Consider the following 17,376-nt stretch of genomic DNA (forward strand, 5'->3'; position numbering starts at 1 on the left):
TGGGTCAGGCGCCGTAGCGGCGTTGGCGGTTGGCGTAGGAGCGCAGGGCGCGTAGGAAGTCGATGTGCCGGAAGTCCGGCCAGTTGAGTTCGCAGAAGTAGAACTCCGAGTGCGCCGACTGCCACAGCATGAAGCCGGAGAGGCGCTGCTCGCCGCTGGTCCGGATGACCAGGTCGGGGTCGGGTTGGCCCCGGGTGTAGAGGTGCTCGGCGATGTGCTCGACGTCCAGCACCTCGGCCAGTTCCTCGATGGTGCCACCGGTGGCGGCGTACTCCAGCAGCAGCGACCGCACCGCGTCGGTGATCTCCCGCCGCCCGCCGTAGCCGACCGCGATGTTGACCACGGCCCCACCGCTGCGGTCCCGGGTGCGTTCCTCGGCGGCCTTGAGCGCGGCGGCGGTCGAGGCCGGGAGCAGGTCGAGCGCGCCGACCATCCGCAGCCGCCAGGGATTGCCCTCCTCGGCCAGCTCGACCACGAGATCCTCGATGATCTGGAGCAGCGGGTCGAGTTCCTTGGCGGGTCTGCGCAGGTTGTCGGTGGCCAGGAGGTAGAGCGTGACGTGCCCGATGCCGGCCTGGTTGCACCAGCCCAGCATGTGTTTGATCTTGACGGCGCCCATCCGGTGCCCGTCGTTCGGGTCGACGTAGCCCATTTCCCTGGCCCACCTGCGGTTGCCGTCGCACATCACGCCGACGTGCCGGGGCACCGGCTTGCCCGCGAGCTTCGCGGTGAGGCGACGCTCGTACACCGAGTAGATCAGGTCCCGCAGAGTCATCACCTTGCAGCGTAGCGACCGGCGCGGCGGATCACTGCCTCGGAGGGCGCTCCCGCGCCGACAGACCGATGCCGATCATGGCCAGTGCGCGGGCGTCGAGCCGCCCGTCGCCCAACCCCAGCTCGACCACCGTCCGGTAGACCTGGCCGTCCCGGCGGGCCGCGCGGACCGCCGCGTCGACCACCCGCCGCCGCCGGGCCAGCCACGCCGCGAACGAGCTGTGCCGCAGGTGGGTGCCGAGCCGGCTGCGCAGCGCCGCCGCGTACCGCTGGGCGGCCCGATCGGGTGAGCCGGCCGCCGCCGCGCCGGCGAGCGCACCGGAGCGCAGCGCATAGAAGATGCCCTCGCCGGTGAACGGGTTGATCAGGGAGAGCGCGTCCCCGGCGAGCACCAGCCGGCCGCGCCCGGGGGACGGGCGGTGCGTCGACAGCGGCAGGTGGTGGGCCCGCAGGTCGGTGACGGTGGCCGGGTCCGTGCCGGGCAGCAGCGCACCGAGCCGGTCGACCAGGTGCGCGCGGGTCAGCGGCTCGCCCCGCAACACCTCCCCGTACCCGACGTTCGCCAGACCGTTCCCGATCGGAAACGACCAGGCGTACGCCGGCCAGCGCGGTGCCGACGTGACGATGAGCTGTTCGGGCGGGCCGGGCAGGGCCGGGGCGTACCCCCGGATGGCGAGCGCCAGGTGGCGGTCGGGATTCGGCCGGTGCCCGAGCATCCGGCGGACGACGGATCCGGCGCCGTCCGCGCCCACCACCGCCCGCGCCACCAGTCCGCCGTCGAGCATTACCCGGTCGGCCCGGACCTGGACGTGGCGCACCGTGTGCCGGCGCAACTGCGCCCCGGCCGCGACCGCCGCCGCCACCAGCCGGGCGTCGAAGACCCGCCGGGGCACGGTGTACGCGGGCCGGGGCAGCGCCCGGGCCACGGCGCCCCCGCCCGGCCCGACCAGTCGCAGCGCCGGCAGCGGCGGGTACCCGGCCACCGCGTCGGACACCCCCAGCTCGGCCAGTACGTCCAGCGCGTGCGCGGCGATGCCGTCCCCGCACGCCTTGTCCCGCGGGAAGTCGGACCGGTCCAGCAGCAGCACGCTCGCCCCCGCCCGGCGGGCGGCCAGCGCGGCGGCCGAACCGGCCGGACCGGCCCCGACCACCACCACGTCGAACTCGTCGCCCACCGCGTCGACCACCGCGTCGCCTCCCGCCGTCGGTCCGGCTCCTCCGGCCATCCTGCCGCCCGACACACCCACCGTGCCGAAACCCGCCCGGCACGTCGGTCAGGTCGCCCGGCACGTCGGTCAGGTCGCCCGGCATCCGAGGCGCCCGGCGGGCCGACCCGGCGAGGGGACACCGTTCCCGTGCGCCGAGGCTGCCCTGGCTCGACCGGGCCCGGAGCGGACGGAGTCGCCGGAAAAGGCCGGTCGTGGCGGGGTCGGCCGGCTCGCGAAGGTGGCGCGGAGCGCTGAGCCCGTCGCTGGCGCGCGGGCACGGACACCGCAGGGCCGAGAGCCCGTCGCTGGCCCGCAGGCGCGGACCCCGCGGGCACGAAGGACTTCGCCACCTGCGCCAGCATCACCGCTGGAACCCTGTCGAGCTGCCCGCACAGACGGGGCAGGTAACTCCTGACCTATGGGTCACCGCGGGGGGCCGGGCCGAGTTCGACCGGGGGCCCACGGTCCCATGGACGGGGCAGCTCGACAGCGCGCACAGGGACCGCCCCAGGCCGGTCGCCTCGTCCTCTGCCGGCCGGGCGTCCATGCCGCACGGACACCACGACCGGGACGACTGCCACCGACCGCGCGGCGCGGCGCCCGCCCCGGCCCTACGTCCTCCGGGCCGGCCCTACGCCGTCCGGGCCGGCCCTACGCCGCCCGGGCGGCCCGTTCGGCGCGGGACGCGCGCCACAGGCCGTGGAGCGTCAACGCGGCGGCGGCGAGCAGAGGGCCGCCGTCACGGACCAGACCGTCCGGGCCGAGCAGCCACCAGCACAGGGGCAGGTCGACGGCGAGCACGACAGCGGTGACCGCCACCAGCAGCGTGCGCGCCCAGCCCTTGCCCCGCATGAGGAAGGCGGTGCAGAAGAGCACCGCGTAGCTGGTCGCGATCCCGGCGCCGAACCAGAACAGCACGGCGGGCACGGCGGCCAGCCGGTCGTCCAGCACCGCGCCGCAGGCGACCAGTGCCGGGACCAGCATCAGCGGGCTGTAGGTGAACGCCGCGACCCGGCTGGTGAGCAGCCAACCACTGACCTCCGGCCGCCGGGGCGGGGTCTCCCGCCAGGAGATGCCCTCGCGGTCGATGACCAGCCGGGGGCGATGGCGGACCAGGTGCCCGGACACCGCGGGCGAGCGGTGGAGCAGCCATACGACGGCGGCGCAGAGCGCGGTGAGCAGGGCGAACCCGAGCAGCCCCGGCAGCGGCGGTACGCCCTGGCGGGGCACGATCAGCCGGCCGACCGCGAAGACCGTGGTCACCGCCAGGATCAGCCCGAACGGCCGGGCCACCGTCCGGCCCCGGCGGACGTGCCCGATCAGCAGCAGGAAGCCGAGCGACCGGAGCATCGCCCAGCCCGTCCGCACCGCCAGCCCGAAGCCCTGCTCCGGGGCGTACCACCAGTTGAGCAGCTCGACCACGACGGTGGCCGCCGCGGTCAGCGCGAGCAGCGTGGTCAGCGCCCGGACGGCGGACGGCCGCCGGACCTCGGTCGCGGCGGCCGTCCTCATGGGATCCGATGATGCCCCGTCGGGGCGTCGGTCACACCTTCTCAGCGTTGCGGCGCCGCGTCGAGCCGGGCGCGCAGCGCGTCCAACTCGGCCCAGAGCACGCCCGGCAGCTTGTCGCCGAACTTCTCGAACCACTCGGTGACCAGCGGAAGCTCCTTGCGCCACTCCTCCGGGTCGACCTTCAACGCGATCCGGACGTCCTCCGGGGTCATGTCGAGGCCCTCGACGTCGAGCGCGTCCTGGGCCGGGACCATGCCGACCGGGGTCTCGACCGCCTCGGCGCGCCCCTCGATCCGCTCGACGACCCACTTGAGCACGCGGGAGTTCTCGCCGAAGCCCGGCCAGAGGAAGCTGCCCTCCGGGTCCTTGCGGAACCAGTTGACGTAGTAGATCTTCGGCAGCTTGGACTCGTCGCCGTCGGCGCCCTTGCCCATCTCGATCCAGTGCCGGAAGTAGTCGCCGGCGTGGTAGCCGATGAACGGCAGCATCGCCATCGGGTCGCGGCGGACGACCCCGACCGCGCCGGAGGCGGCGGCGGTGGTCTCCGAGGAGAGCGTCGCGCCCATGTAGACGCCGTGCACCCAGTCGCGGGCCTCGGTCACCAGCGGGATCGTGTCCCGGCGGCGACCACCGAAGAGGATCGCGTCGATCGGCACGCCGTTCGGGTCGTAGTAGTCCTCGGCGAGGATCGGGCACTGGGTGATCGGGGTGCAGAACCGGCTGTTCGCGTGCGAGGAGAGGGTGTCGCTCTCCGGCGTCCAGTCGTTGCCCTTCCAGTCGATCAGGTGCGCCGGCGGCTCGCCCATGCCCTCCCACCAGATGTCCCCGTCGTCGGTCAGGGCGACGTTGGTGAAGACGGAGTTGCCGCGGTCCAACGTCCGCATCGCGTTGGCGTTGGTCTTCCAGTCGGTGCCGGGTGCGACGCCGAAGAGCCCGTACTCCGGGTTGACCGCGTAGAGGCGGCCGTCGGGGCCGAAGCGCATCCAGGCGATGTCGTCGCCGATGGTCTCGACCTTCCAGCCGGGGATGGTCGGCTCCAGCATGGCCAGGTTGGTCTTGCCGCAGGCCGACGGGAAGGCGCCGGCGATGTGGTAGACCTTCCCCTCCGGCGAGGTGATCTTGAGGATCAGCATGTGCTCGGCGAGCCAGCCCTCGTCGCGGCCCATCACGCTGGCGATCCGCAGCGAGTAGCACTTCTTGCCGAGCAGCGAGTTGCCGCCGTAGCCCGAGCCGAAGGACCAGATCTCCCGGGTCTCCGGGAAGTGCGAGATGTACTTGGTCTCGTTGCACGGCCACGCCACGTCCTGCTGGCCCTGGGCGAGCGGGGCGCCGATGGAGTGCAGCGCGTGGACGAAGTCCACGTCGTCGCCCATGGCCTCCAGGACCTTCGCACCCATCCGGGTCATGATGCGCATGGAGGCGACCACGTACGGGCTGTCGGTGATCTCGACGCCGAACATGGGGCTCTCGGCCTCGACCGGGCCCATGCAGAACGGGATGACGTACATGGTGCGCCCACGCATCGAGCCGCGGTACAGCTCCGTCATCGTCCGCTTCATCTCGGCCGGCGCCATCCAGTTGTTGGTGGGGCCGGCGTCCGCCTCGTCGACGGAGCAGATGAAGGTGCGCTCCTCGACCCTGGCGACGTCCGTCGGGTCGGTCCGCGCGTAGAACGAGTTGGGCTTCTTCTCCGGGTTGAGCCGGATCAGGGTGCCGGCCTCGACCAGTTCGTCGGTGAGGCGACGCCACTCCTCGTCGGACCCGTCCACCCAGACGACACGGTCGGGGGTGGTCAGTTCAGCGACCTCACGAACCCAGGCGAGCAGTTTGGGGTGGGACGTCGGGGCCTGATCGATACCCCGAACGGTAGCCGGAGCAACCATGACACATCTCCTTGGTGGTCGACGCTGACCGATCTATGGGATGCACGAGTCTTGACGGCGCTATGCGTCGTCTTCGTGGAAACCTGGGATTGGCCCCAGCGTAAACCGGGTGCGGTCGCCAGTCAGTGGGACTGGTTGTGAAGAACTGCACAAGGTGCGGTCACGCTGCGGCATCACGAGCTAATACCCGCTTTCACGAGCAGTTTCACGCAAATCCTGTGGGGAACCCTCACCGGCCGAGCTGGCCGCGTCCCGTCGCCGGAACCCGCGAACCGACCCGGAACGCAGCCCGGTCTCGTTACGCTCTGTCCACAGGCACACACCCTGACGGGGCGGTCCGTCGTTGCTACCCGTGCGGAATGCCCACAGCCGGTAGGCTCGCGTCGTGGCCGCGACGATGACCGGGGAGCCAGGCTCCCGGCAGACCCGCCTGGGTCTGGCCCGCTCGCTGGTGGACCGTTTCGGTCACCTCGTCCGCGAGCTGAGCAAGTTCGCCACCGTGGGCGGGATCGCCTTCCTGATCGACTTCGCGCTCTTCAACTACCTGACGAGCGTGCGGGGCGTCGAGCAGGTCACCGCGAAGACCATCTCGACGGTGATCGCGGCGACCGTCGCGTTCGTCGGCAACCGGTTCTGGACGTGGCGACACCGCAGGGGCTCCAACCCGGCCCGCGAGTACGCGCTGTTCTTCTTCTTCAACGGCGTCGGCCTGGGGATCGCCGTGGCCTGCCTGGCGATCAGCCGCTACGGCCTGGGCAGCATCTGGCCCGGGGTGTTCCAGACCCCGGTGGCCGACAACATCGCCAGCTTCATCGTCGGGACCGGCCTCGGGACGCTGTTCCGGTTCTGGTCCTACCGACGGTTCGTCTTCGTGGAAGCGGGAACTCCGATCGTTCCGGAAGAGAAGCACGACCGAGACCACCGGGCGTGACCTGCCGCCCACCCCGTCCCGGCCGGAGCCTGCCGGCCCCGCCCACTGCCCTAAGGTGTTCCGCATGCGTCTTGTCCGTCTGCTGCCTGAGCGCTGGCAGAAGTTCATCCACGAGGCGCTCAAGTTCGGAATCGTCGGCGGTGTCAACACCGTAATCAATTACGCCGTGTTCAATGCACTCGCACTGACCGTTTTCGTCGACGGTCAGTTGAAGGCCACGGTCATCGCGACCGTGGTGGCGACGATCACGTCGTATCTGATGAATCGTCACTGGACGTACCGGGACCGCCCGAAATCGGCCATGCGGCGCGAGTACGTCCTCTTTTTCCTCTTCAACGGGGCCGGCCTGCTCATCGAGCTGGGCGTCCTGGCCGCCGCAAAGTACGGACTGGGCCTGACCAGCCTGCTGGCCCTCAACGTGGCCAAGACCGGTGGCGTACTGCTCGCGACGCTCTTCCGCTTCTGGTCCTACCGGACGTTCGTCTTCCAACCGGCGCCCGCGCACGCGGCACAGACGTGGCACAGCATCCCGCGTGACGAGTGGGACACGATGGCCGAGATGGACCCGGTGGCCGAGCTGGCCGAGTCGATCTCCGAGCTGGAGGAGTCCGAGCCACCGCCGGGCAGCGGGCGGCGCGTTCCCCGCGCCGCGTCCGGCCCCGCCACCGCACGACCGGCGACGGGCCCGGGAGCCCCGGCCCAGGGGCGCCCCGCGCCAGTCGACGCGGGCCTCGGCGGCTCCCTCGACCGGGCACTGGAAGCGGAACTGGCAGCCGAGCTCCAGGCCACCAGTCGCCGCCCGCCACGCCGCTGACCCAACCGCGCCGCCGGCCCTGGGATCGCCCGGCTCAGGCGGTGGGGTCGCGGAGGGGTTTGCCCTCGTGCAGGTCCGCCAGGATGTCGCGCATCTCGTTGTCACCGAGAGAGTGCTTGTCGTGGTGGGCCTCCACCAGCTCGTAGAGCTTGGTCTGGACCTGACCGACCTTCGGCACGTCGTGCAGGACGGACTGGCCGCGTTCGCCGGCGGACTCGATGGTCAGGGTTCCGCAGCCGAGCAGGCGCTCCACGAACTTCTGGTTCATCGCGTGGTCGTTGATCCGGGTCAGCGGGATGTCGCGCCGGTCGCGGGAGAGCACCCCCTGTTGGAGCAGCACCCGCTCGTTGGTGAAGAGGTAGTGGGTGGTCCGCCAGACCAGGAACGGCCAGAGCGCCAACCACAGCACCGCCAGCAGCGCCAGGCCGCCGATGACGGCGAGCGCGATCGAGCCGCCCCCACCGGACGGCAGCAGCACGACGCCGGCCACCACCGCCGCGACGGCGAGCACGAGCACCGCGACCGGCCGGATCAGCGCCCTCCAGTGCGGGTGCAGGTGCAGTACGACGTGCTCGTCCTCGGTGAGCACGTCATCGGGGAACGCCACAGGAACCTCCTCGCAGAAACGGACGCGCTGACCGTAACCGCTCCCCTCTCCCCGGGATATCAGCCGCGCGGCGCGCCCACCCCCGCGATCCTGCACTTTCAGCCCCCGTCTGGGGTCAGCGGAGGTGGAGGACTTCGCCGGCGGCCAGGGGGCGGGTGGCGGTGGGGGTGGTTACCAGGAGTTGGCCGTCGGCGTCTATGCCGGTGGCGGTGCCGGTGAGTTCCTCGCCGCCGGGTAGCTGCACTCGTACCCGCCGGCCGATCGTCACGCAGGCCGCCAGGTAGGCGTCGCGCAGGCCGCTGGCGACCGCGTCCCCGCCGGCCGCACGCCACTCGCCGTACCAGTCGGCGATCCCGCGCAGCAGCGCCCGCAGCAGCGGGTCCCGGTCGGTGGCCGTCGCGCCGGCCAGTTGCAGGGAGGTCGCCGGCAACCCCGTCGGGTTCTCCGGCAGTTCGTCGGCGCGGAGCGTCACGTTGAGGCCGATGCCGAGCACGATCGCGGGCGGCCGGCCCGGATCGGGCCCCGGCACCGCCTCGGCGAGGATGCCGGCGCACTTCGCGTCGCCGACGAGCAGGTCGTTCGGCCACTTCAGTCCCGCGTCCAACTCGGCCAGCCGGGACACCGTCTCGACCAGGGCGACCCCGGCGAGCAGCGGCAGCCAGCCGTACCCCGTCTGGGGTGCCGACGGCCAGCCGCGCTCGGCGACGGCCTCCCCTGGGCGGAGCAGCACGCTGGTGGCGATTCCGGCCCGGGCCGGCGACTGCCAGGCCCGGCCGCGCCGACCACGCCCGGCGGTCTGCCGCTCCGCGACCACCACCAGGCCCTCCGGCTCGCCGGCCCGAGCCGCCTCGGCGACGTCCGCGTTGGTCGAGCCGGTCTCGGCGCGGAGTTCCAGGCGGGCCCAGGGCCCGTGCGGGGCGACCAGCGCCCGCCGCAGCCGCGCCGCCGACAGCGGCGGGCGGTCCAGATCGGTGTACGGCGAGCCAGGCATCCCGTCAGCCTACGGCCAGCCCGACGGGCCACCCGGGGGCGTGGACCGCGTCGCCCGGGTGGCCGGACACCCTGCCCGGCTGTTACGCCCGCGAGGGCTGAGGCGAACTGCACAGCGGCGGCGGCCTGAACCCTCGTTATATTCCCAGGGTGACTACCGAGACCGGGATCAACATCCACAGCACCGCGGGCAAGCTGGCCGACCTGGAGCGACGGGTCGACGAGGCGGTGCACGCCGGGTCGGCGCGCGCGGTCGAGAAGCAGCACGCGAGGGGCAAGAGGACCGCCCGCGAGCGGATCGAGATGCTGCTCGACGAGGGGTCCTTCGTCGAGCTCGACGAGCTGGCCCGGCACCGGTCCACCAACTTCGGCCTGGCGAAGACCCGCCCGTACGGCGACGGCGTCATCACCGGCTACGGCACCATCGACGGCCGGCAGGTCTGCGTCTTCGCCCAGGACTTCACCGTCTTCGGCGGCTCCCTCGGCGAGGTCTTCGGCGAGAAGATCGTCAAGGTGATGGACCTGGCCATGAAGATCGGCTGCCCGGTCATCGGCATCAACGACTCCGGTGGCGCGCGCATCCAGGAGGGCGTCGCCTCGCTCGGCCTCTACGGCGAGATCTTCTTCCGCAACGTACGCGCCAGCGGCGTCATCCCGCAGATCTCCCTGATCATGGGCCCGTGTGCCGGCGGCGCGGTCTACTCCCCGGCGGTCACCGACTTCACCGTGATGGTCGACCAGACCTCGCACATGTTCATCACCGGCCCGGACGTCATCAAGACGGTCACCGGCGAGGACGTGGAGATGGAGGAGCTGGGCGGTGCCCGTACGCACAACTCGCGCAGCGGCAACGCGCACTACCTCGCCAGCGACGAGCAGGACGCGATCGACTACGTCAAGGCGCTGCTGTCGTACCTGCCGTCGAACAACATGGACGAGCCGGTGGTCTTCGACGCCCCGACCGACCTCGACGTCTCGGACTCCGACCGGGAGCTGGACACGCTGATCCCCGACTCGGCGAACCAGCCGTACGACATGCACCGGGTGATCGAGCACGTCCTCGACGACGGCGAGTTCCTGGAGGTCCAGCCGCTCTACGCGCAGAACCTCGTCGTCGGCTACGGCCGGGTCGAGGGCCGGCCGGTCGGCGTGGTGGCCAACCAGCCGATGCACTTCGCCGGCACCCTGGACATCGCCGCCTCGGAGAAGGCCGCCCGGTTCGTGCGCACCTGCGACGCGTTCAACATCCCGGTGCTCACCTTCGTGGACGTCCCCGGTTTCCTGCCCGGCACCGGTCAGGAGTGGGACGGCATCATCCGCCGGGGCGCGAAGCTCATCTACGCGTACGCCGAGGCCACCGTGCCGAAGGTCACCGTCATCACCCGCAAGGCGTACGGCGGGGCGTACGACGTGATGGGCTCCAAGCACCTCGGGGCGGACCTGAACTTCGCCTGGCCGACGGCGCAGATCGCGGTGATGGGCGCGCAGGGCGCGGTGAACATCCTCTACCGCTCGGACCTGGCCGGCGCCGAGGATCCGGCCGCCGTACGGGCCGAGAAGATCGCCGAGTACGAGGACACCTTCGCCAACCCGTACATCGCGGCGGAGCGTGGCTACGTGGACAGCGTCATCCCGCCACACGAGACGCGGACCCAGATCGTCCGCGCGCTGCGGGTGCTGCGTACCAAGCGCGAGACCCTGCCCCCGAAGAAGCACGGCAACATCCCGCTGTGAACGCCCGGTCCGCGCCGCGCTCCCGCAGGACTCACGCGACGTGACGGAAGGCCTCCGTCACGTCGCGCGGCCCATGGGCGAGCGCGGCGGGTCACGGGCGGGGCCGGAGGCAGCAGCTCAGCAGGACGGGTTGGCGGCGGCGCACATCCGCCGGGCGGCCACCCCGGCGAGACGGACCAGCTCGCCCTCGCTGGCCGGTTCCAGCAGCAGCACGCTCACCAGGTCGCCGACCCGCAGCACGACGGTCGCGTCCGGCGGGGACGGACGGTCGGGCACCTGTCCGGCGGTCGGGCCGAGGGTCGCGGACACGTAGTGGCGCACCAGGAGCGAATCGTCACCGGCGAAGTTCCGCCGGGGCACGTCCCAGCGGTGCACGTCCTCGACGGTGACGGGCTCGCCTCCCCACTCGATCGACCGAGTCTCCCGCCACTCCCGGCAGACGGCGAGTTGCCGGCGCAGTCCGTCGAAGAACCGCACGGCCCCGTCGCCCCGCATCCGGTGCAGGTCCTGGACGACCAGGACGCCGCCGCCCGCCGGCCGCAGCACGGTCTGGGACCGACTCACCCAGCTCTCCTGCGCCGGTGCGCCGCTCTCGCGACCGGAGGCACACCGGCCCAGTCCCACGCCCACGTCGACCGTCCCGCCGAGGCCGGCCTCGCTGAGTTGGAGACCCGTCCGTGTCGTCAGGTCGCCCTGTTGCAGCAGGGCCGCCGAGGGGATCTCGACCCGGGCCACCGATGGCGGGGACGCCGGCGGGAACAGCCCCCGCCGACCGGACCAGTCCCCGACCATCACGGCGGAGCCGGAAACGACGACGAGCACCGCCACGGCCGCCGTCAACGCCGTACGCCTGCTGCGTCGGCGGGCCCGGGCGCGGATCTCCGCCGGCTCCGGCCAGCGGACGTCGCGCATTTCCCGGCGCACCTGTTCGACGAACGTCATCTCGTCACGCATCGGCGGCCTCCTCGAGGTCAGAGACGGCGAGCAGCCCGGCGAGCGCGGCGCGTCCCCGGGAGAGTCGGGCCTTGACGGTGCCCACCGGGGCGGCCGTCTGGCGGGCCACCTCGGCGACCGGCATGCCGACCAGGTAGTAGAGGGCGATGGCGGTGCGCTGTTCCTCGGGGAGCCGGCGCAGGGCGGTGACCACCTCGACGGTGGCGGTGTCCGGGCCGGGCACGCTCTCGTTGGCGCCGTGCCGCAGGTAGGCGCGGGCCCGGCTGCGCAGGCTGCGCCACCGGCTGACCGCGATCCGGCTGGCCACCACCCGCACCCACGCCTCCGGCTCCTCGTAGGTGCTCACCGTCGACCAGCGCTGCCAGGCCCGGATGTACGCCTCCTGGACGGCATCCTGTGCCTCGGCGAGGTCGCCGGTGAGCGCGTAGACGAACCCGAGCAGCCGTTGCCGGCTGCCCCGGTAGAACTCGTCGAACCCGTCGACGTCCGGCACCTGCTACCTCCCCGTGACGGTCGCAGGGGACACGCGCCCGACGGTGCCACCGGTTGCCCGGCCGGCCGACCATTTTCAGAGCGTGATGCCGGCGTCGGTGAGGATCGGACCGGCGAGCAGCAGCGCGCCGACGCCGAGGGCGACCAGGTTGACCAGGGCGAAGACCGTGACCCAGAAGAACGCGGGCAGCGGGGTGAGGCCGGCGAGCTGGTCGGCGTCGGAGGCGGGCATCTGCCCCCGGGAACGCAGCCGTTGCAGTTCCACGACCGGCCGCACCCCGCCGAGCAGCAGGAACCACACCCCGGTGTACGCGAACGCCGCCTGCACCTGTGGCTCGGCGTACCAGGAGACCGCGAGCACCACCCCGCCGGTGACGAGCAGCGACAGCACCCCGAAGATGTTGCGGATCATGACGAGCATGGCCAGCAGCAGCACGACGGCGACCCAGAGCAGCAGGGTGATCCGGTTACCGCCGAGCAGCCACGCGCCGGCCAGCCCCACCAGCGGCGGGGCGACATAGCCGGCGAGCAGGGTGAGGATCATCCCCGGACCGGTGGGCCGGCCGGCGGAGAGGGTGAGCCCGGAGGTGTCCGAGTGCAGCCGGATGCCGTGCAGCCGGCGGCCGGTGAGCAGGGCGACCAGCGCGTGTCCGCCCTCGTGGGCGATGGTGACGGCGTTGCGGGCGATCCGCCAGGGCATCCGGGTGGAGACCACCACCAGCGCGACGGCGGCGGTCAGCAGCACCAGCAGGGGCGGCGGGTCCGGCTGCGCCGCGAACAGCTTGTCCCAGAGACCGCCGAGCCCGTCGATCGACACCATGGGGCGCGAGCCTACCGGCCCCGACCTGTGTCGCCGCATCCTCGGAGGAATTCCTCACCGCCCCTTGCGACCGAGGGCGCCCGCATCCAAAGATAGGTGCCGATTGGTCCGGCGTTCTTGGCGGCATCCATGACCCGTACCGGAACGTCCCGGGTCGACGTCGCCTGAGCCCGATTCGCCTGGGGAGGCAGTTGGCGGCAGCGGGACCGGCCGTCACCGTACGGTGGGCAACCGGTCCGGCTGCCGCCACGCCAGCCGAGCAGGGGTCAGGCTCGCCGTCGGGCCGCCACGGGAACGGTCACCGCGTCGTCGCGGGCGATCGCCCCACGCCGGGCGAACCGGTGGGCGCCCACCCCGGCGAGGGTGACGGTGACGACGGTGACCAGCGCGTACAGAAGCGGCAGGCCGGCGCTGACGAGCAGCAGGACGATGTCGCCGAGGGCCACGAGCATCCACAGTGCCACTCGGGGCCGGGCGTCCCTCCGTCGGTAACCCATGTCGTACCCTCCCTTCCGTCGTGAAGGTCGGATACCCCGTACGACGGAAGGTCATGCGAGTCGTTCTCGCAGCGGCGCGAATCCCGCGGGTCAGTCCTTGCGGTCGGGCACGAAGCCCTTCGCGATCCGGTCGAAGTTGGCCAGGTTGGCCTGCCAGTCCTTCGCGGCGACCTCCCAGCGGAAGGCGTAACCGCGGTTCTTGGCCGTGACGAAGCCCCGGTTGCGGACGTGGATCCGGGTCCCGTCGCGGGTCTCCAGCCACTCCCAGTCCGCGCAGGTCTTGAAGTAGTCGCAGCGTGTGATGCCGACGTACTGGTAGTTGTTCACGCGGTTCCGGCGGTCCGGTTCTTTCTGCTTCCAGTCGGCGTACGCGTCCGACTCCGGCGTGGAGGTCCACTGGATCAGCAGCTCGCCCACCCCGTTGGGCTCGTCGAAGATGACCGTGTTGGCTCCGCCGCTGCGGCGTACCCAGGTCGCCGGCAGCGGCACCGTGAAGCCGCCCGGATCCTTGTGCAACTTCCAGCCCGCCGGCAGCGCGTTCGGGTCGGTGGAGGGGGTGGCCGACGGTGTCGGGCTCGGCGCGGCGCTCGTGGGCGGGGCCGGTGCGGAGGACTGCGGCTGCGAGGTCGCGGCGCCGGTCGGATCGGCCTCCGGGCTGCCGCCGCCGTTCCCACCGTCGCCGCCGGTCAGCATCGGCACGACCAGCACCAGGCCGATCAGCAGCAGCGCCACCAGTGCCCCGATCAGCACGTTGCGCCGGGTGTTGTTCGGCTTCGTACCGCTGGACGGGACGACCGTCGCCCGCCCGGACGGTGGGCTCACCGGCGCGGGCATCACCGAAGTGGGGTTCGCCGGCTTCCGGGGCTCGGGATCCGCCGGCTCGACCCTCGTGTCGTCGAGTGCCGGCTGCGGGGCGTCGACCTTCGCCGTCGGGGCCGTGTCCGACGTCGACGGCCCGACCCGGGCGGTCGGGGTGAGATCCGAGGAGACCACCGAGGTCGCGTCCTCGGCAGAGGAGGCGGCAGCAGCGCTGGCACCGGCTGCCGCCTGCGGCGCACGGGGCGCCGGCGGGCTGACCGGGCTGTCGGACCGCCCCTCGGCCGGGCGCGGCGCCGGCACCAGCGGCGGGCGCGGCTCACGCGGACCGTTCGGCCCCGGCCGGCGTACGCCGTCGAGCAGCGGGATGGTGCGCGTCCGCTTGCCGCCGGCGCGGCGCAGCAGCCGCTCCGCCACCTCGGCGGTGATCCGTTCGTTCGGGTCCTTGCGCAGCAGCCCGTTGAGCACCGGCTTGAGCGGCCCGGCGTTCTTCGGCGGCGGCATCGGCTCCGTGGCGAGCGCCGCCAGGGTGGCGATCGCCGACGGCCGGGCGTACGGCGACTTGCCCTCGACGGCGGCGTAGAGCGTGGCGCCCAGCGACCAGAGGTCGGCCTCCGGCCCGGCGGTGCCCTCGCGGGCCCGCTCCGGCGAGATGTACGCGGGTGACCCGAGGACCATGCCCGTGCGGGTCACGTTCGGGTCGCCGGGAATCGTGGCGAGGCCGAAATCGGTCAACACCACCCGGCCGTCGTCACCGAGCAGCACGTTGCCCGGCTTGACGTCGCGGTGCATCACGCCGGCCTTGTGTGCCGACTTCAGCGCGGCGAGCACGCCCAGACCGATCTCCACGGCGCGCGCTGGCGTCACCGGGCCGTCCGCGGCGAGGGCGTCCTGCAACGACTTCGACGCCACGTACTCCATGACGATCCACGGGTCGCCGTCGGTGCGCAGCACGTCGAAGATGCGGACCACGTTGATGTGGTTGAGTCTGGCGATGGCCCGGGCCTCGCGCAGCGACCGCTCCCGCATCTCGCGGCGTTCCTCGTCGGTGAGGCTGGGCGGCGGGACGAGCTCCTTGATCGCCACGTCCCGGTGCAGCACCTCGTCGCGCGCCTTCCACACCCGACCCATGCCGCCCTGACCGAGCGGCGAGAGAAGCCGGTATCGGTCAGCGACGAGTTGGGGCAGCGCGTCAGACATCGCCCAGACGGTACCCGGAGCCGGCGACGCTCACACCGCCGGCACGCCACTGTGCGGTTCAGGTCAACCTCTCCGGCGCGTACGCTGGCGGCATGTCTGCCGAAGAGCCGCTGTTCCGGGTCGTCCGCGGGGTCCCCACCCCCGAGGAACTGGCCGCGCTGGTGGGCGCGATCGTCGTACGCTCCCGCCCGGCCGCCGCGACCACGCCGGCCGCCACGTCCGCCTGGGCGCGCTCCGGCCGGCCGGCCGGAGCGGCGGTCGCCGGCCCCGGCGCGTGGCGGGCCTCCGGCCTGCCCCGCTGACCTTTTCCCGTACGGATCGCCGCAGCTCGACACCCCTGCACATCCGCAGGGCAGCCGGTGTGTGCCGGGGCGGGGCTGCCGACAGGCACGGTGACCTACTAACCTCACTCAGGGAAACGGCGCAGTGACGGATAGGGAGGGCCGATGATCCCCGAGGAGGACCGTCCAGCGTCCTGGCTCCGCGGCTACGGCGGCATCGAGGCCGACATCCGTCAGCTCCGCGAGTTCGCCGACAAGCTCCAGGCCGAAGTGGAACGCAACTACGCCCCGCACCTGTCGTACATCGCCGAGGACATGACCGCGCCGGTGCCCAACCCCGCCGATGCCTTCATCGAGCTGGTCAACTTCCTGCGGGCACACCACGAGACCCAGCAGGCCACCACCGACATGGTGTGGGGCGTCCGCGACGCCACCGGTCACCTGGCCGGCACCGCCGGCACCGTCGCCACCCGCTACACCGGATCAGACGCCTTCGCCTCGGCGCGCGTGATCGACGTCGAACGGGCGCTCGCCGACCCGGCCGCCGCACTGCCTCGCGGCGCGGCAGCACCGGTGCTGCACGATCCCACCGGGCCGCAGCCCGTGCCGGGACAGGGACCGGTGGTGCTGCCGTGATCGAGCGGGGCAGCGGTCGCACGTCCGCCCTCACCGACTGGCGGCTGATGGACGTCGCCAGCATGTGGGCCTGCCTCCAGGACCACGACACCACCAACCACTGGAAGCAGGTCGCCGGCTGGCGCAAGGTCTGCGACCTCGCCCGGACCCACCTGAGCCGACTCCAGGAATACCGTCGCGGGCTGGCGGATGCCTGGCCCCCGGAAACCAACGAGGCCGCCCGGGCGTACGTCCGCGAACTGGACGAGCTGATCGACAAGGTGCAGCGCACGCACGACGCCGCCAGCGCCAACTACACCGCGCTCTCCGCCGCCACGCAGGCCATCGGCACCACCCGCAGCCAGCTCAAGAAGATCTACGACGAGTACGCCGTCAAGGTCCAGGAGAAGCAGACGTACGAGGCGACGCTCGCCGATCCGAAGGCGGCCATGGGCAGTCGGGTCCCCGACCGCCCGGTGACGGACGCCGAACTGGAACGACTCAACGTCCAGGCACGCGGCATCATGTACGGCCTCAGCGGCGAACTCCAACACGCCCAAGTAATGCTCCAAAAGCCATCAGTGGTTCGCCCTCCCCGGCCCGGGATTGATCCTGGGCCTTCGGACGTATACGGCGGTGGGATCGCGCCAACCATCCCACCGATTATTCCGCTCCCAGTCGCAACATCAACCGTTAAACCATCCGTCAGCCGGTCTTCAGGGCACGTCCGGCCTGTCCAAACTCCGACCACACCGAATACCGGCCCCGTTTTGGGTGGAACTGGCACCGGTTTGGTGCCGGCGCCAGTCAATCCAGGAGCGCCAACCACTACGCCGCCCGCACCCCCAAACGCACCGCCCAGCGGCGGAGGGCTGCCGCCGCTGTCTACTGGAACTAGCCGATCCAGCACTAGCGGGCTACAACAGGGCCCATTGGGCCGACCCGATCCTGGAGGCGCTGGCAACCGGGCCCACCCGACATCACCACCTCCCGGCCGGCCCATGCCACCCGGCGGGATGATCGGGGGAACACCTGGGGTGGGGCTTGGTCAACCCGGGGCGAGCAGCAACCAGCCACGACGAGTGAATCCGATCGGTGGCGTAATCGGCGGCGGTGGCGCTGGCACTGCACCTACAGGCGGAGCAGGCTCGCGCCCCGGGGGCGGCCGAGGCTTCGGTGGCACACATGGCATGCTGCCCCCCGTTGGTGGCACGCCCTTCGGAGGTTCAGCCGGGATCAGCGGCGGTG

16 protein-coding genes are annotated in these 17,376 nt (G+C 72.0%); 5 read left to right on the forward strand and 11 right to left on the reverse strand.

From position 1 onward, the window contains the following. Positions 1-4: 4 nt before the first annotated feature. From AB0D32_RS02015 to AB0D32_RS02030, 4 genes are all read right to left on the reverse strand, one after another. Positions 5-775 carry an isoprenyl transferase gene (locus AB0D32_RS02015; RefSeq protein ID WP_357083334.1) on the reverse strand — a complete coding sequence of 257 codons (771 nt, stop codon included), beginning with the start codon at positions 773-775 and terminating at the stop codon, positions 5-7. A gap of 31 nt (positions 776-806) precedes the next feature. Further along, a complete protein-coding gene (locus tag AB0D32_RS02020) occupies positions 807-1,961 on the reverse strand; it encodes a geranylgeranyl reductase family protein (protein WP_357083337.1) in 1,155 nt (384 codons plus the stop codon). 672 nt (positions 1,962-2,633) lie between these two features. Next, complete coding sequence (locus tag AB0D32_RS02025; RefSeq protein ID WP_357083339.1) at positions 2,634-3,494, reverse strand: hypothetical protein; 861 nt, start codon at positions 3,492-3,494, stop codon at positions 2,634-2,636. A 41-nt stretch (positions 3,495-3,535) separates the two neighbouring features. Continuing rightward, positions 3,536-5,377, reverse strand: a complete 1,842-nt coding sequence (locus AB0D32_RS02030; RefSeq protein WP_357083342.1) for a phosphoenolpyruvate carboxykinase (GTP) — start codon at positions 5,375-5,377, stop codon at positions 3,536-3,538. 397 nt (positions 5,378-5,774) lie between these two features. Between AB0D32_RS02030 and AB0D32_RS02035 the strand changes: the two genes are divergently transcribed. Together AB0D32_RS02035 and AB0D32_RS02040 are read left to right on the forward strand one after the other, a co-directional pair. Then, entirely contained in the window at positions 5,775-6,308 is a 534-nt protein-coding gene (locus AB0D32_RS02035; protein WP_357084184.1) for a GtrA family protein, read from the forward strand. A gap of 64 nt (positions 6,309-6,372) precedes the next feature. Continuing rightward, entirely contained in the window at positions 6,373-7,122 is a 750-nt protein-coding gene (locus tag AB0D32_RS02040) for a GtrA family protein (protein WP_357083345.1), read from the forward strand. Positions 7,123-7,156: 34 nt separating this feature from the next. Here the strand turns inward: AB0D32_RS02040 and AB0D32_RS02045 are convergent, their stop codons facing one another. Together AB0D32_RS02045 and AB0D32_RS02050 are read right to left on the reverse strand one after the other, a co-directional pair. Next, positions 7,157-7,729 (reverse strand): PH domain-containing protein, encoded by a 573-nt coding sequence (locus AB0D32_RS02045; RefSeq protein ID WP_357083348.1) that lies wholly within the window; start codon positions 7,727-7,729, stop codon positions 7,157-7,159. 115 nt (positions 7,730-7,844) lie between these two features. Next, entirely contained in the window at positions 7,845-8,720 is an 876-nt protein-coding gene (locus AB0D32_RS02050) for a biotin--[acetyl-CoA-carboxylase] ligase (RefSeq protein WP_357083351.1), read from the reverse strand. 149 nt (positions 8,721-8,869) lie between these two features. Here AB0D32_RS02050 and AB0D32_RS02055 point away from each other — a divergent pair, with 149 nt between their 5' ends. Next, the gene (locus tag AB0D32_RS02055; protein ID WP_357083354.1) at positions 8,870-10,453 is read left to right on the forward strand and encodes an acyl-CoA carboxylase subunit beta; all 1,584 of its coding nucleotides are present in this window, start codon (positions 8,870-8,872) and stop codon (positions 10,451-10,453) included. A gap of 117 nt (positions 10,454-10,570) precedes the next feature. Here AB0D32_RS02055 and AB0D32_RS02060 read toward each other — a convergent pair whose 3' ends face one another. From AB0D32_RS02060 to AB0D32_RS02080, 5 genes are all read right to left on the reverse strand, one after another. Continuing rightward, positions 10,571-11,407 (reverse strand): hypothetical protein, encoded by an 837-nt coding sequence (locus AB0D32_RS02060; RefSeq protein WP_357083357.1) that lies wholly within the window; start codon positions 11,405-11,407, stop codon positions 10,571-10,573. Then, complete coding sequence (locus AB0D32_RS02065; protein ID WP_357083360.1) at positions 11,400-11,900, reverse strand: SigE family RNA polymerase sigma factor; 501 nt, start codon at positions 11,898-11,900, stop codon at positions 11,400-11,402. Before AB0D32_RS02065 ends, AB0D32_RS02060 begins: the two co-directional genes overlap by 8 nt. Positions 11,901-11,975: 75 nt before the next feature. Beyond that, positions 11,976-12,719 carry a M50 family metallopeptidase gene (locus tag AB0D32_RS02070; protein WP_357083363.1) on the reverse strand — a complete coding sequence of 248 codons (744 nt, stop codon included), beginning with the start codon at positions 12,717-12,719 and terminating at the stop codon, positions 11,976-11,978. A 266-nt stretch (positions 12,720-12,985) separates the two neighbouring features. Further along, complete coding sequence (locus tag AB0D32_RS02075; protein WP_357083367.1) at positions 12,986-13,216, reverse strand: hypothetical protein; 231 nt, start codon at positions 13,214-13,216, stop codon at positions 12,986-12,988. A 90-nt stretch (positions 13,217-13,306) separates the two neighbouring features. Beyond that, positions 13,307-15,232 (reverse strand): protein kinase, encoded by a 1,926-nt coding sequence (locus tag AB0D32_RS02080; protein ID WP_357083370.1) that lies wholly within the window; start codon positions 15,230-15,232, stop codon positions 13,307-13,309. Positions 15,233-15,324: 92 nt separating this feature from the next. On the opposite strand from AB0D32_RS02080, the gene AB0D32_RS02085 reads away from it, so the two are divergent. Both AB0D32_RS02085 and AB0D32_RS02090 read left to right on the forward strand, forming a co-directional pair. Beyond that, positions 15,325-15,534, forward strand: a complete 210-nt coding sequence (locus AB0D32_RS02085; protein ID WP_357083373.1) for an acyl-CoA carboxylase subunit epsilon — start codon at positions 15,325-15,327, stop codon at positions 15,532-15,534. Between the two features lie 144 nt (positions 15,535-15,678). Next, positions 15,679-16,149, forward strand: a complete 471-nt coding sequence (locus tag AB0D32_RS02090; protein ID WP_357083376.1) for a hypothetical protein — start codon at positions 15,679-15,681, stop codon at positions 16,147-16,149. Positions 16,150-17,376 lie beyond the last annotated feature (1,227 nt).

The organism is Micromonospora sp. NPDC048170 (genome assembly GCF_040652795.1).
Lineage (GTDB): Bacteria > Actinomycetota > Actinomycetes > Mycobacteriales > Micromonosporaceae > Micromonospora.